Raw genomic sequence first — 13,720 nt, forward strand, 5'->3', positions numbered from 1 at the left:
TTCCGAACTGGGGTTATGCGGGTTCAGGAACTGTTGCACCTGCTCACGATCGCCCGTAGCGTCGGCGCAATGTTCACCGCCCTGCTCCTCAGCTTCGGCGTGATCTTCGTGGCCGAGCTCGGCGACAAGTCACAGCTGATGGCGATGACCTATGCCATCCGCTACCGCTGGTGGGTCGTCCTGCTCGCGATCACCGTGGCGACGACCGCCGTACACGCGGTGTCGGTGTTCGTCGGACACTTCCTCGGCCTGTCCATCCCGACCGATCTGATCTCGATCGTCGGTGGTCTCGCGATGCTGGTCTTCGGTCTGTGGACGATCCGCGGGGACGAACTCGACGAGTCCGAATCCGCCCGGGCCCAACGCACCGGCGCATCGGTCATGTTCGCGGTGATGTCGTCGTTCTTCCTCGCCGAGCTCGGCGACAAGACGATGCTCGCGACCATCACGCTCTCGACCGACAACAATTGGGTCGGGGTCTGGATCGGGTCCACCATCGGGATGGTCGCCGCCGACGCGCTCGCGATCATCGTCGGCGCGACGCTGGGCCGTAAGTTGCCCGAACGGGCGATCTCCATCGGGGCTGCAGTGCTGTTCTTCGTCTTCGCGGCCTGGCTGCTCACCGAGGGGATCGTCGCCGCGGCCAGCACCCCGGTCACCGTCGCGGCCATCAGCGCCACCGTGGTGATCCTCGCGCTCGGGACCGCCTACATCGTCGTGGTGCGACGTGCGCGTGCCGTCCGCGCAGCCGGCGAGGCCGACCTGGTCACGTCGGAGTCGACGCGACACCCCTGATCCACCGGGGCGCTGTGCTCAGCGCTGCACCATCCGCAGGCCGCTGTGCGTTCCCTCGGCCATGGCCGAGACCAGGTCGGGCGGGTCGGCGGGCAAGCCCTGCTGGACCCGCAGGATCTTGATCAGTTCACTGACGACGAACACCGAGTCACTCGACAGCCCGGCCAGTCCGAACGCGGCGATCTGCACCGTGGTGTCGGCCTGCATCCGCATGCGATCGATCTGGTCGCGGGTGCGCTGCGCCGCGTGGTCCTCGAGGAAGTAGTGCACATCGACGCCGAAGGCGGCGGAGATGCCCTCCACCGTTCGGAACGACGGCGATTTGGCCTTACCGGACCGCAACTGGCTCAGGTACGACTCGCCCAGCCGGAACCCGCGGTCGGTCGACAACGCGGCGATCGCCTTGGCGCTGTACGCCCGTCCGTTGGGACCGGGTACCGTTCGGAACAGCTCCTCGAGCCGCCGCGCGAACAAACCGGGCTCGACCGATTCCAGATCCTTGTCGGCCACAGCCGAATCTCGCTCCGCAGACATGTGTGTCTCCACCCCTAGTGACTCCGACTATGTCGATGCCACGCATCTCCTACGACTCACCCCTGAGACATGCGCGGCACGGGCCCGACGATCGCGATCGTTTCCCCCACGCAACCGCCAGACTTGGGTGCAGCGTATACGACCTCTCACCTGGGCGTTACCGTCGGAGCTTTTCTCGCCGGGGGCTCAGAGGTCGTCGCGGTGCACGATCTGCTCCGCCGCACCGTCGGTGATCCATTCGCGGAGCACCTTCGTGGCCCACACGTCGTCCTCGTTGTAAGCCAGGATCCGGTCGCGTTGCGCGGCGTCGGGAGTGCCGTCGGCGACACCGACCGCGACCCGATACCACTCCATCGACGCCTCGCCCCCGGCGTCGGGATCGCGCCACCCGAAACCGGCGACCGGCGCGATCTTCTTGAGTCCCTTGCCCTGTGGGCAGATGAAGTTGGTACCCACCGCCTCGTAGACGTCCACCCACTGCGGCGAGGCGATGAACGCCTTCACCTCGTCGAGGGTGGGCACACCGGGCAGACCGAAGAAGCGCGACGCGGATCCGAGCAGCCAACGGTTCTCGGCGGACTGGGAGTAGCAGTAGGCGGCGAACGTCTTCCCGGCGGCGGCGGCGGCCTCGCGTTCGGCGGTCAGCCACGCCCAGAACTCCGCGAACGACCGTCCCTCGTCGACGGTGGGCAGCGGATCCCAGGTCGCGAACGGGCGGTAGCGGACCGGTCGGGTCGGGTCGGTGCGGTCGGTCAGCAGGGTGCCCCACAGATAGGCGCCGTCCTCGCCGTAGCTCTCCATGTCGACGTCGACCTCCACGTCGGCCCGGGCCACGGTGGGCACCTCGACCCGGCGGACCAGCGACACCCCGCGGCGCCAGGCGCGGGCGAGCACCACCGCGTCGGCGATGTCGCCGCCGGACCAGTCCTCGGGAGCGGGACCGGTGTACTCGGCCAGGTCGTCGACGGTGAGAAGCCCCGCGTCGCGGGCCACCCGGGCCTGGTTCCCGTTGATCACCAGGCTCACGTCGCGGGAGGCGACGAGCTCGGGCCCACACCGCACCCACCACGGGCAGGTCCGACACTCACCGATCCGGCTGGGGGCGGTGGACAGCGCGCCCGCCGCGATCGAGTGCCGCCGGGCCAGCGTCTCGTCGTAGTTGGGCATGGCGGGGGTCAGGTCGTGCACCACGATGCAGTCGGCGTCGAGTCCGATGGATCCGCCCAACCCGGTGTCGGTGGACAGCCCGGCGTGTTCGAGCAGCCGCGTCAGGTGCGCGAGCCGCAGCACATCGCGACGGTGGCTGCGCATCGACCGCGTCGGGTCGTCGGTGGGCAGCCAGGTGAACAGCGGACTCGTCCGGATCGTCCCCTCGCCGCCCGGCACGCTGACGCGGTGGTTGACGACGATCACCGGCACGTACCCGTCGCCCACCCGGACCAACAGCTCCGACCCACCCCGACGACCGGCACGACGGTCTGCGGGCAACGCCGCGTTGAAGACCCAGCCCGCACCGGCCGCGCAGGCGGCCAGTGTCGCGGCCACTCGCTCCGAGATCGGACCCGCGTCCACAGCGACGAACATCCCCGGCTCGTCGCTGTGGACGCCGGCCAACGTCTCGGCGACCGTCGCGCGGTGGGCCGCGGCCGCCTCCTTGCGACGGGTGACCGAGGGATCGTCGGCCGCGGCGACGGCCTCGCGCGAATGCAGGTGATCGAGAGCCAGCCGATGTTCGCACCCGGCCAGATCACGAGCGGTGAGCAGCGGGAGGGTCATCGTCGGGTGCAGCTCATCGATCACGACCATCCCTCGTCTTGTCCGCGGCACCGCTACGACGCCCGAGCCCACGCCCGATCGGGCCTGTGTAATGCTGGTACAGCTACTTCTTCTACCGTAGTGGCCAGACATTTTCGTCATCCGCAGCGACCGGGAGGGTCCCCACATGGGTCTGTTCACCTCGAGCCGCACCAGCCGTGCGCAGAAGAAAGCCCACGCGAAGGCGCTCAAGGCAAAGGCCAAGCTCGAAGCCCGGCTCGACTCGCGCGGCATCGGCAAGGACCGTCGCAAGCGTCGCCGCCTGGAGCGCACGCTCGGCAAGAAGCTGATCAAGGCCGAGAAGAACGCCACCAAGACCGCGGCGAAGACGGTGTCCGACACCAACAAGGCCAACCTGAAGATCGCCAAGGCCAACGCCGAGGCGGCGTCGAACGGCACGTCACTGACGCCGCGCAAGGTCAAGCGCTACCTGTCGGTGGCCAAGGTGGTCGCCCCCATCGCCGTACCCCTCGCCTATCGCGCCTCGACGCTGGCCCGCGAGAGCATCACGTCGTACCAGGCCAACCGTGCAGGCGTGCCGATCGACGAACTGAACAAGTACAGCGGTCACGGCGCGGCGCTGTCGGCGCGCGTCGCGGGCGCCGAGCGGTCGTTGCAGACGCTGTCGAGCACGCGTGGCAACGACGCCGAGACCACGAAGTTCGTCTCGACCATCTCGGCACGGCTGACCGACCTCACCGCCGCGATCGGCGCTGCCGAGCACATGCCGGCCACGCGTCGTCGTGCGGCGCACCAGGCGATCACCCGTGAGCTCACCGCCATCGACGCCGATCTGCTGGCCCGACTCGGGGTACGCCCCTGAACCATGGATGGCCCGGCGCACTGGTCGGACGTCTCGCGGTGGTGGTCACGGTGCCCACCCTCGCGATCGCCGCACACGGTGTCGCCTCCGGCGCGGTACCCGGTCTCGGCGGGATCGCGCTCTGCCTGATGATCGGCGTGCTCGCCGGCGTGTGTACCGGCGGGCGCTGCGGTGCGGTCGTCCTGCTCGCCGTCCTGTCCGCCGCGCAGTTCCTCTCCCACCTCGCGCTGGCGGTCAGCGTGCCCGCGAGTGCTGCCATGGACCACACCGGCATGAACCACGCAGGGATGGACCACGCGGGGATGTCGATGCCCGCGGACGTGCACGGGGGGCCATTGGGTCTGGTCTCCGACCATCTGGCCGAGATGTCCCACCTCGGTGGCGCCGACGGCACGACCATGCTGCTGACCCACCTCATCGCCATCCCCCTCTGTGCGCTGCTCATCGCCGCGGCCGTCGCGGTGTTCACCGTCATCACCTCGGTGCTCGCGGTGCTGCGCGGCTCGCCGGCCCCGGTCCTCGGCCATGTCGCCTCCGTCGTCGCCCGGGCAGACATCGTGCGGTGGCATCGCATCGACCGTGGCGCCGGAGCCGGAGAACGTGGACCGCCGGTACTGATCGCCTGACGAATCCACCGAATCAGTTCTGCTCTCCACGAAGGAAATCCCATGCACAAGAGTGTCTTCCGCCATGCGCGGATCCCGGTCGCCATCGTCGCGGCCACCGGCGTCATAGCCCTCGGCTCGGCGCTTGCTCCCGCGGTCGCGTCCGCACACGTCTCGGCTGTCGCACCCGGCCTGGCCCAGGGCGGGTACGGCGTCATCACGTTCCGGGTCCCCAACGAGTCGGACACGAACGCCGCCACCACCGAGGTCACGGTCACGCTGCCCAACCTCAAGTCGGCTCGCACCGAGCCGATGGCGGGATGGCGGGCCGTCGTCTCCAAGGACGCGACCACCGAGGAGGCCACCTCGGTCACCTGGACCGCGACCCCCGGCTCGCCCGGCATCGCGGTCGGCGAGTTCGGACAGTTCGTCCTCAACGCGGGCCCGCTGCCCAAAGAGAAGACGGTGAAGTTCCCGGCCGTCCAGAAGTACACCGACGGTGAGTCGGTGGACTGGAACCAGCCGCCCAACGCCGACGGCTCCGAGCCGGATCACCCGGCACCGGAGATCGAACTCGCCGCCGCCACCGACGACGAGGACGGCGACTCCACGGCCACGACCGCGGCGTCGGACACCTCCGACACCACCGCACGCTGGCTCGGTGGCGCCGGCCTCGTCGTCGGTGTCCTCGGCATCGCCGCGGCGGGCGTCGCCATCCGGCGCAAGCCATGAGGTCGGGTCGGGGCGCAGCAGGAGTGCGCACCGCCTCGACGTTGCTGGCCGCCGTGCTGCTGGCGGTCGGGCTGTCGTTCCTCGGCGCCTCGACGGCCTCGGCGCACTCGGTCCTCGAGTCGTCGGACCCGGCGAACGGGTCGACGGTGTCGACCGGACCCGGCAGCGTCACGCTGACCTTCAACGAGGCGCTGCAGGAGTCCTACGACGTGCTCAACGTCGTCGGCCCGGACGGCAACTTCTGGCAACAGGGCGACGCGAGCGTCGTCGGCGCCAGGATCAGCGTCGACCTGCGGTCGTTGGGGCCCGCCGGGGTCTACCGGGTGAACTACCGCGTCACCTCGGCCGACGGCCATCCGGTACGCGGACAGGTCGAGTTCACCCTGTCCACGGCAGGCACCGGGACACCGGGACCGTCGGCGACCGCGTCGTCGGACGGCGATGGCGGCACCCCGGCGTGGCCGTTCATCGTCGGCGCGGTGATCGTCATCGTCGCCGTCGGCGGCGTGTTCGTGCTGCGACGGCGCGCGCGGAGCTGAGCGCGGGCCGGCACGGTGCGCGCAACGCACCGTGCCGGTCGGCCGCGTCGGGCATGATGACCCGAACGGCATACGCGCAGACGACCCCAGAGGAGCCTCGAGAGCGATGACCGATCCGGACGAGGCGCACGCGAAGTTCACCCAGCTCCGGCGGACGGCCCCGACGGCGCTGTCGGATCCCGACCCGATCAACCCGGTGCCCTACGTCGTGGCGGCCGCCGGGCTCGGACTCACCCTGCTGGTGGTGCGTCGACGCCGGCGGCGTCGGGCCTGAACTACGCGGGGCAGCCGACGGTGTAGTCCCACACGGTGCCGGTGCCGCCGGTGACGCGCACCAGGACCGATTGCGCGAGTCCGGCCGGAAGGCGAACGGTGATGGAGCCGGTTCCCTCGTTGGTCTCGTCACCGACGAACCCGGTGTCGGCCACGCGTCCACCCTGGTACAAGACCTCGATGCGGTCCGGGACGTCATAGGTCTCGTAGCGCAGCACGAAAGAAGTCGGCCCGGACCGGCCGAGCTGGTGGATCGTGTCGGTCACACCGTCGCCGCCGGACTTGGTCGACTCGTTGCACTGCTGCACCGCGGGCGGTCCCGACGGACCCTCACCCTTGAGGATCGCGCTGCCGGTGTTGAGCAGATCGAGGACGTCGCCCTCACTGCTGCCCGACGAGCTCCCGGTCCCGGGCACCGGCGCCGCACCGGCGATCGCGCCCGTGCCCGTCAGGGCCGTGGCCGCGAAGCCCAGTCCGAGCACGCTGACACCGACGCGCCGAAATCGTTTGTTTCCCACAGCATTTCCTCCGTTGGTCTTCGACTGATGCGTCACGACGCTATCGACGACCGACGGAGGCAAACCATCGTTCATTCGTACTATTCGGCCCTTCGGGCCGAGAATTCAACCGATCGGAGTACGCCGGTGCGGCGCCCCGCGACCTAGCGTCCGGGGAGGAAGCGCAGCGCCTTCATCGACGTCGGCACCAGCTTGAGGAACAGCTTGCGCGGCACGCCGCGGATCCCGTCGATGCCGATGACCCGCTGGGTCGCGATGGTCTGCGGCTCGGTGTACTTGAGGATGCCCTCGTTGCCGTGGCGACGGCCGACACCGGAGATGCCCATGCCGCCCATCGGCGCTGCGGTCGACCCCCACGCGGCGGCGTAACCCTCGTTGATGTTGACCGTGCCGACACGCAGCTGCGCACCGATCTCGCGGGCCTGCGCGCTGTCCCCGGCGAACACACTGGCGTTGAGGCCGTAGTCGGTGTCGTTGGCGAGCTTGATGGCCTCGTCGACCGAGTCGACCTCGTAGATCGACACCAGCGGACCGAAGGTCTCGGTGGCGAAGCACGTCATGTGTTCGTTGACGCCGGACAGCACCGTCGGGGCGTAGAAGAACGGACCGAGGTCGGCGAGCTTCTTGCCGCCCGCCAGCACGGTCGCGCCCTTCGAGGTGGCGTCGGCGACGTGTTCGTCGATCACGTCGACCTGCGCCGCCGACGCGAGCGAGCCCATGTCGGAGCCGAAATCGTAGGCGGGGGCCACCTTCATGGCCGACACCTTGGCGGCGAACTTGCGGGAGAACTCGTCGGCGACCGGCTTCTCGACGTAGAGACGCTCGATGGCGATGCACAGCTGGCCGGAGTTCGAGTAGCAGGCACGGGCCGCGCCCTCGACGGCGCGATCGATGTCGGCACCCTCGGTGACGATCATCGGGTTCTTGCCGCCGAGCTCGGCGGAGAAGCCGATGAGTCGACGACCGGCCTGCTCGGCCAGCGTCGCACCGGTCTGCGAGGACCCGGTGAACATCAGGTAGTCGGCGGTCTCGGCGATCGCCTGTCCCACAACCGAACCCGGTCCGGGGACCACGGCGAACAGCTCCGGCTCGAGACCGGCCGCGTACAGCAGTTCGGCGACCGCGAGAGCGCAGTACGGGGTCTGGCTGTCCGGCTTGATGACGACGGCGTTGCCGGCCATCAGCGCGGCGACGGCGTCCGACGCCGCCAGGGTCACCGGGTAGTTCCACGGCGAGATGATGCCGACGACACCCTTGGGCTGATAGCGCACCCGCACGTCGGTGGCGCCGGGGATCATGCCCTTGACTCGCTTGGCCGACAACACCTTCGGTCCGACCTTGGCGTAGTGGCGGGCGGTCAGCGCGACGTCGAGGACCTCTTCCTGCGCGTACGCGCGGGCCTTGCCGGTCTCGGCCTGCGCCATGTCCATGAGCTCGTCACGATGGGAGAAGACGAGCGCGGCGAAACGCACGAGGACGTTCGCCCGCTCCTTGGGCGCGAGCGCGGCCCAGCGGGTCTGCGCCGCGCGGGCACGCTGCACGGCGACGTGCAGGTCGTCGGCGGTGCCGATCGGGATGGTCGTCATCTCCTGGCCCGAGAAGGCCTCGAGGACCGGACGGGTGGGACGTGCGTCGGCATCGTCGATCGCGACGAGGCGCGCGAGTCGTTCGAACGTTGCGGTGGTCGGCTTCGCCATGGAGAACCCTCCTCGGGCAGGCGTGCCGATCTGACACGCGGTTGTTTCAAGTATAAGCGGGGCCTCTGCGGCCCCCACCGGCCCGTGGTCGGTCAGGACGCGGTCGTCACCACGATGCCGTCGTCGTCGCTGTGGACGATGTCGCCCACCCGGAACGTCACGCCACCGAACGCGACGTCGACGTCGGCCTCGCCCGCCCCGGTCTTGGTGGACTTGCGGGGGTTCGTGCCCAACGCCTTGACGCCGATGTCCATCGTGGCGATGACCGCCGAGTCGCGGATCGCGCCGTGCGCGATGATCCCAGCCCAGCCGTTGCTGCGGCCGAGTTCGGCGATCAGGTCGCCCACCAGGGCGGTGTGCAGCGACCCACCGCCGTCGACGACGAGGACCGCTCCGTCACCCGGGGTGCCCAGCACCTTCTTGAGCAGGGCATTGTCCTGGTGGCACCGGACCGTGCGGACGGGTCCGGCGAACTCGCGTCGGCCCCCGAACTGGCGGAACTGGGTGTCGCAGCTGCGCACGTCCTCGCCGATCTCGTCGACCAGGTCTGCGGTTGCGGTGAAGGTGGCTTCGCTCATGTGCGCCAGCTTAGGGTCGGTCGCCCTCGACCCGCGCGGCCATCCCACCGATCTCGACGACGTCGCCCACCACGAGCTGACGGCCGCGTCGGATCTCGGTCTCGCCGTTGACGCTCACCTCGCCGTCGGCGATGACGAGCTTCGCCTCGGCGCCACTCTCGATGAGGTTGGCCAACTTCAGGAACTGGCCGAGCCGGATCGTGTCGTCTCGGATCGGGACCCCGGGTACCGCGCTCATCGACCGACCTCTTCCCTCCGCATGGGGATCCCCGCGTCTGTGTTGTGGTCGTGACGGGCGCAGGTGATCACTACTGTCTACTACCATGGCCGGACTCACCTCGCTCATCCCGACCAGGTCGGCCACGCCCGCCGACGACTCCCCCGGTACCCGCCGCGACTCGGTGGAACGCTCGGTACGGCTGCTCGACCGGATCCGTACGCCGCGCGGGATCGGTGGACGGGCACCCCACCACGCCGGCCTCGTGGTGGGGACACTGGCGGCGATCTCGCTCGTCAGCAGCGTCTCGGTGACCTTCCGTCACATCATCGCGATACCGCGGGACTGGGTGGACCTCTACGTCATCTCGGCCCCGGACACCAGCTTCGCCTGGGCGTTCGTCCTGGCCCTGCTGGCGGTCGCGCTCTCGGCGCGTAAACGCGTGGCGTGGTGGCTGACCGCGCTCTACCTGCTGCTCTTCGCGGGCACCAACGCGCTGCTGCTGGTCCCGGAGATCGGTCGTGAGTACGACGTCACGATGGCCGGACGGGTCAGCCTGGTCATCGGACTGTGTCTCGATGCGGCCGTGTTGGTGTTCCTGGCGATCACCTACCGGCAGTTCTACACGCGGGTGCGTCGCGGTGCGCTGCTCAAGGCGCTCGCGGTCCTCGCGGGCGGACTGCTGGCGGCCACCCTCGTCGGCTGGGGACTGGTCGAGGCGTTCCCCCGCAGCCTCACCGCCGACCAACGTCTCGCCTACGCGTTCAACCGGGTGGTGACCTTCTCCTCGGTCGACAAGGGCACCTTCGACGGCAACCACACCTACACCGTCATCAACTCGCTGCTCGGTCTGCTGGGCGCCCTCGCGCTGATCCTCGCCGCCATCGTGTTGTTCCGGTCGCAGCGGCTCGCCGGCCTGTTGACCCCCGCCGACGAACGACTCATCCGTGCGCTCATCGAGGCCTACAACGACGACGACTCGCTGGCGTACTTCTCCACCCGGCGCGACAAGGCGGTCGTGTTCGCACCCAACGCCCACGCCGCCATCACCTATCGCGTCGAGGTCGGCGTCTGCCTGGCCAGCGGCGACCCCATCGGCGACCCACGACACTGGCCGGACGCCATCGCCGAGTTCCTCGCCCTGTGCGAGCAGTACGGCTGGCACCCCGCCGCGATGGGGGCGAGCGAACGCGGCGCGACGGCGTTCTCCGCGGCCGGGATGACCGCGCTGAACATCGGCGACGAAGCCATCGTCGACACCCGCACCTACAGCCTCGCCGGGCCGGACATGCGCGGTGTGCGCCAGGCCGTGACGCGCTGCCTGCGCGCCGGGATCACCGTGCGGATACGTCGCCACGGCGATCTCTCCGACGCCGAGATGGCCGGCGTGATCGCCCGCGCCGACGCCTGGCGCGACACCGACGAGGAGCGCGGGTTCGCGATGGCGTTGAGCCGTCTCGGTGATCGCCTCGACGACGACTGCCTGCTCGTGGAGGCGGTGGCGGACGCGGACACCGACGCCGAGAAGGTCGTCGGGATGCTGTCGTTCGTGCCGTGGGGTCGCACCGGGGTTTCCCTGGACCTGATGCGTCGCGACCGCGATTCGATCAACGGGATCGTCGAGACCATGGTCACCGAACTCGCGGCCGGTGCATCGAACTTCAACATCACCCGGATCTCGCTGAACTTCGCCGCCTTCCGGGAGGTGTTCGCGTACGGCGAGAAGATCGGCGCCGGGCCGGTGATGAAGGGCGCCCACGGCGTCCTCACCTTCGCCTCACGGTTTGTGCAGATGGAGTCGCTGTACCGGTCCAACGACAAGTACCTGCCCACCTGGACGCCGCGGTTCCTCTGCTGCGAGGACGCTCGACTGATCCTGCGTGCCGGTGTCGCCGCGATCGTGACCGAGGGGTTCGTCACCCTCCCGCGGTTCCGCCGGGACACCCGCGCCCACGTCGGTACGCAGTGCGCCATCCCGAGCGGGCTCGACGCCGACACCGTCGTCGCCGAGATCGCCGAGGACGCCCAGACCCGGTCGGAGGGCGTGCGTCGACCCGAGCAGGTCCGGGTCCGACTCGACAAGTTGTCGGCGATGTCGGCGGCCGGGATCGAGGCCTACCCGTCGGCGCGGGTCCCGTCGCATGCGGTGGCCGAGGCGCTGACCGAGACCGAGGGCACCGACGTCCGGATCGCCGGACGCGTGTTGCGGTTGCGCGACTTCGGCAAGGTCGTGTTCGCCGAGGTACGCGACTGGACCGGCACGGCCCAGGTGGTGCTCGATGCCGCAGCCCTCGACGGCCAGACCACCTCGGAGGCCGGCGATTTCGCACGCACCGTGGATCTCGGCGACCTGGTCGAGGTATCCGGCACCATGGGACGAAGCCGCAGCGGCGAGTGGTCGGTGCTGGCGTCGGACTGGCGGATGATCGGCAAGTGTCTGCACCCGTTGCCCGACAAGTGGAGTGGGCTCACCGACCCCGAGGCCCGGGTCCGTCAGCGCTACGTCGACCTCGCGATCGATCCGCGCGCCGGGGACCGCCTGCGTACCCGCAGTCTGGCGGTGAAATCCATGCGCGACTTCCTGTCCGAGCGCGGCTTCCTCGAGGTGGAGACGCCGATCCTGCAGCGGATCCACGGCGGGGCCAACGCGGAGCCGTTCCGCACCCACATCAACGCCTATGACCTCGACCTGTACCTGCGGATCGCGCCCGAGCTCTACCTCAAGCGGTTGTGCGTGGGCGGGGTCGAGCGGGTCTTCGAGATCGGACGGAACTTCCGCAACGAGGGCGTGGACTTCAGCCACAACCCGGAGTTCACCAGTCTCGAGGCCTATCAGGCCCATGGTGACTACGACACGATGCTGCACCTGACCCGCGAGCTGATCCAGAACGCCGCGACCGCGGCACACGGCAGCCCGGTCGTCATGCGTCCCGGCCCCGACGGACCGGTGCCGGTCGACATCTCCGGCGAGTGGCCCGTCACCACGGTGCACGCGGCGGTGTCGGAGGCGGCGGGCGAGAAGATCGACCCCACCACCGGGATCGAGCAGCTGCGCACCATCTGTGACAGGCTGGCGATCGTCTGTCGACCGGAATGGGACGCCGGCCAGATCGTGCTCGAGCTCTATGAGCACCTCGTCGAGGATCGGACCACCATGCCGACGTTCTACAAGGACTTCCCGACGTCGGTGTCGCCGCTGACGAGGTCCGATCCGGACTCCCCCGGGGTCGCCCAGCGGTGGGATCTCGTCGCGTGGGGTGTCGAGTTAGGCACTGCCTACAGCGAACTCACCGATCCGGTCGAGCAGCGTTCCCGGCTCACCGCGCAATCGCAGCGAGCGGCCGGCGGTGACGCCGAGGCCATGGAGCTCGACGAGGACTTCCTCACCGCACTCGAGTACGCGATGCCGCCCACAGGCGGACTCGGCATCGGTGTCGATCGCGTCATCATGCTGATCACCGGTCAGTCCATCCGCGAGAGCCTCGCGTTCCCACTGGCCAAACCCCGATGAGCCGCCGCGACGCACTCACCGACCCCGTCGCGCTGCCCGGCCGACTGATCGAGATCGACGGTCTGACGACCCACGTCCTCGTGGAGGGATCAGGACCGCCCGTGCTGCTGCTCGCGGCGCTGGGCAGCAACTGGTTCGACCTCGACCAGCTCGCCGACGAACTGGTCGGTCAGTTCACCGTGATCCGCTACGACCGACCGGGGTACGGGGCCAGTGAATCTTTGCCCCGCGACCGGTTCCCGACGCTGCGCGGCGAGATCGACCGGATGGCGGCGGTTCTCGACTCGGCCGGCGTCACCGATCCCGTTCTCATCGCGGCGCACTCGCTGTCGTCGCTCTACGCCGAGGCGTTCGCGCGTGATCGGCCCGAGCGGACCGCCGCGGTGATGATGATCGACGGGACGTTCGTCATGGTGCCGTGGCGGGTCCTGCCCACCGCCCTGCGGGTCCGCAACTGCCACCGCGCCGTCCGGGTGGTCGACGCGCTACGGCTTCCGCAGTTGATGGGGCCGATGGTGCACGATTCGGTGTTGCCCACTCCCCCGGGCGGTTTCACCGCGGTCCAGCAGTTCTGGACGCGGGCGGTGTTCACCACGACGACGATGCTGCGGGCGACGCTGGTGGAGAACGCGGCGTTCCCGTCGGTCAACGCCGACCTCGTCGCGTTGCGTCGGGAACGGCCTGCCGTCGACGCCGCGGTGACGGTGGTGGCAGCCCTCGCCGAGGCCGGCGGGTGGCGCCGCTTCTGGCGATGGCGTCAGGAGCGCTTCGCCGAGATGCTCGGCGGTGTGTTCGAGGAGATCAGTCCCGCGAACCACTTCGTCGTGACGCAGCACCCGGCCGCGATGGGTCTCATGATCACCCGATTGGCCCGGCGCGCAGGCCTTCTCGACGCGGACAGCTGACCGCGGATCTAGAGATTCAACGCACGCAGTTCGGCGGCGGTCGCCATGCGCTCGCTGTCCTCCGGCCAGAGCCGGGCGAGTCGGTGCCGGGCGATCACTCCCCCACCGATCGGTCCGAAGACCCGTGTTCGACGATGGCTGTTCGGTCTCACGTTCGTCAGCTTCACGGTGCGATCAC

At 69.4% G+C, this 13,720-nt stretch carries 15 protein-coding genes; 8 read left to right on the forward strand and 7 right to left on the reverse strand.

Annotation, left to right across the window (positions count from 1 at the left end):
* The first annotated feature begins 69 nt into the window (after positions 1-69).
* Positions 70-795: a TMEM165/GDT1 family protein gene (locus IEV93_RS04620; RefSeq protein ID WP_188487348.1), complete on the forward strand. Its 726-nt coding sequence runs from the start codon at positions 70-72 to the stop codon at positions 793-795.
* Between the two features lie 18 nt (positions 796-813).
* On the opposite strand, the gene IEV93_RS04625 is transcribed toward IEV93_RS04620, so the two are convergent.
* Entirely contained in the window at positions 814-1,329 is a 516-nt protein-coding gene (locus IEV93_RS04625) for an XRE family transcriptional regulator (RefSeq protein WP_188487350.1), read from the reverse strand.
* Positions 1,330-1,515: 186 nt separating this feature from the next.
* On the reverse strand, positions 1,516-3,105 hold the full coding sequence (locus tag IEV93_RS04630; RefSeq protein ID WP_188490374.1) for a TM0106 family RecB-like putative nuclease: 1,590 nt from the start codon (positions 3,103-3,105) through the stop codon (positions 1,516-1,518).
* Positions 3,106-3,271: 166 nt separating this feature from the next.
* Here IEV93_RS04630 and IEV93_RS04635 point away from each other — a divergent pair, with 166 nt between their 5' ends.
* The 5 genes from IEV93_RS04635 (at position 3,272) to IEV93_RS04655 (ending at position 6,117) form a co-directional block, all read left to right on the forward strand.
* Entirely contained in the window at positions 3,272-3,967 is a 696-nt protein-coding gene (locus IEV93_RS04635; RefSeq protein ID WP_188487352.1) for a DUF6474 family protein, read from the forward strand.
* Between the two features lie 50 nt (positions 3,968-4,017).
* On the forward strand, positions 4,018-4,593 hold the full coding sequence (locus IEV93_RS04640) for a hypothetical protein (protein ID WP_188487354.1): 576 nt from the start codon (positions 4,018-4,020) through the stop codon (positions 4,591-4,593).
* 42 nt (positions 4,594-4,635) lie between these two features.
* Positions 4,636-5,304, forward strand: coding sequence for a YcnI family copper-binding membrane protein (locus tag IEV93_RS04645; RefSeq protein ID WP_188487356.1), 669 nt, complete (start codon positions 4,636-4,638; stop codon positions 5,302-5,304).
* Positions 5,301-5,843: a copper resistance CopC family protein gene (locus IEV93_RS04650; protein ID WP_188487358.1), complete on the forward strand. Its 543-nt coding sequence runs from the start codon at positions 5,301-5,303 to the stop codon at positions 5,841-5,843. Before IEV93_RS04645 ends, IEV93_RS04650 begins: the two co-directional genes overlap by 4 nt.
* 106 nt (positions 5,844-5,949) lie before the next feature.
* A complete protein-coding gene (locus IEV93_RS04655; protein WP_188487360.1) occupies positions 5,950-6,117 on the forward strand; it encodes a hypothetical protein in 168 nt (55 codons plus the stop codon).
* 1 nt (position 6,118) lies between these two features.
* On the opposite strand, the gene IEV93_RS04660 is transcribed toward IEV93_RS04655, so the two are convergent.
* The 4 genes from IEV93_RS04660 to IEV93_RS04675 all read right to left on the reverse strand — a co-directional run bounded on the left by IEV93_RS04660 (position 6,119) and on the right by IEV93_RS04675 (position 9,147).
* Positions 6,119-6,634, reverse strand: coding sequence for a hypothetical protein (locus IEV93_RS04660; protein WP_229704888.1), 516 nt, complete (start codon positions 6,632-6,634; stop codon positions 6,119-6,121).
* 143 nt (positions 6,635-6,777) lie between these two features.
* Positions 6,778-8,331 (reverse strand): succinic semialdehyde dehydrogenase, encoded by a 1,554-nt coding sequence (locus IEV93_RS04665; protein ID WP_188487362.1) that lies wholly within the window; start codon positions 8,329-8,331, stop codon positions 6,778-6,780.
* 92 nt (positions 8,332-8,423) lie between these two features.
* Positions 8,424-8,909 carry a ribonuclease E activity regulator RraA gene (gene rraA, locus IEV93_RS04670; protein ID WP_188487365.1) on the reverse strand — a complete coding sequence of 162 codons (486 nt, stop codon included), beginning with the start codon at positions 8,907-8,909 and terminating at the stop codon, positions 8,424-8,426.
* A 10-nt stretch (positions 8,910-8,919) separates the two neighbouring features.
* Positions 8,920-9,147 (reverse strand): RNA-binding S4 domain-containing protein, encoded by a 228-nt coding sequence (locus IEV93_RS04675; RefSeq protein ID WP_188487367.1) that lies wholly within the window; start codon positions 9,145-9,147, stop codon positions 8,920-8,922.
* An 85-nt stretch (positions 9,148-9,232) separates the two neighbouring features.
* On the opposite strand from IEV93_RS04675, the gene lysX reads away from it, so the two are divergent.
* Entirely contained in the window at positions 9,233-12,637 is a 3,405-nt protein-coding gene (gene lysX / locus IEV93_RS04680; protein ID WP_188487369.1) for a bifunctional lysylphosphatidylglycerol synthetase/lysine--tRNA ligase LysX, read from the forward strand.
* Positions 12,634-13,542: an alpha/beta fold hydrolase gene (locus IEV93_RS04685; protein ID WP_188487371.1), complete on the forward strand. Its 909-nt coding sequence runs from the start codon at positions 12,634-12,636 to the stop codon at positions 13,540-13,542. The genes lysX and IEV93_RS04685 overlap by 4 nt, the downstream gene beginning before the upstream one ends.
* Before the next feature lie 8 nt (positions 13,543-13,550).
* On the opposite strand, the gene IEV93_RS04690 is transcribed toward IEV93_RS04685, so the two are convergent.
* Entirely contained in the window at positions 13,551-13,694 is a 144-nt protein-coding gene (locus IEV93_RS04690) for a hypothetical protein (protein WP_188487373.1), read from the reverse strand.
* Positions 13,695-13,720: the final 26 nt, after the last annotated feature.

This window comes from Williamsia phyllosphaerae (genome assembly GCF_014635305.1).
GTDB lineage: Bacteria > Actinomycetota > Actinomycetes > Mycobacteriales > Mycobacteriaceae > Williamsia_A > Williamsia_A phyllosphaerae.

Coding starts and splice junctions, on each gene's coding strand:
- IEV93_RS04655 (WP_188487360.1), top strand. CDS start 5,950: ATGACCGATCCGGACGAGGCGCACGCGAAGTTCACCCAGCTCCGGCGG.
- IEV93_RS04625 (WP_188487350.1), bottom strand. CDS start 1,329: ATGTCTGCGGAGCGAGATTCGGCTGTGGCCGACAAGGATCTGGAATCG.
- IEV93_RS04645 (WP_188487356.1), top strand. CDS start 4,636: ATGCACAAGAGTGTCTTCCGCCATGCGCGGATCCCGGTCGCCATCGTC.
- IEV93_RS04685 (WP_188487371.1), top strand. CDS start 12,634: ATGAGCCGCCGCGACGCACTCACCGACCCCGTCGCGCTGCCCGGCCGA.
- IEV93_RS04635 (WP_188487352.1), top strand. CDS start 3,272: ATGGGTCTGTTCACCTCGAGCCGCACCAGCCGTGCGCAGAAGAAAGCC.
- IEV93_RS04630 (WP_188490374.1), bottom strand. CDS start 3,105: ATGACCCTCCCGCTGCTCACCGCTCGTGATCTGGCCGGGTGCGAACAT.
- IEV93_RS04675 (WP_188487367.1), bottom strand. CDS start 9,147: ATGAGCGCGGTACCCGGGGTCCCGATCCGAGACGACACGATCCGGCTC.
- rraA (WP_188487365.1), bottom strand. CDS start 8,909: ATGAGCGAAGCCACCTTCACCGCAACCGCAGACCTGGTCGACGAGATC.
- IEV93_RS04665 (WP_188487362.1), bottom strand. CDS start 8,331: ATGGCGAAGCCGACCACCGCAACGTTCGAACGACTCGCGCGCCTCGTC.
- lysX (WP_188487369.1), top strand. CDS start 9,233: ATGGCCGGACTCACCTCGCTCATCCCGACCAGGTCGGCCACGCCCGCC.
- IEV93_RS04620 (WP_188487348.1), top strand. CDS start 70: ATGTTCACCGCCCTGCTCCTCAGCTTCGGCGTGATCTTCGTGGCCGAG.
- IEV93_RS04650 (WP_188487358.1), top strand. CDS start 5,301: ATGAGGTCGGGTCGGGGCGCAGCAGGAGTGCGCACCGCCTCGACGTTG.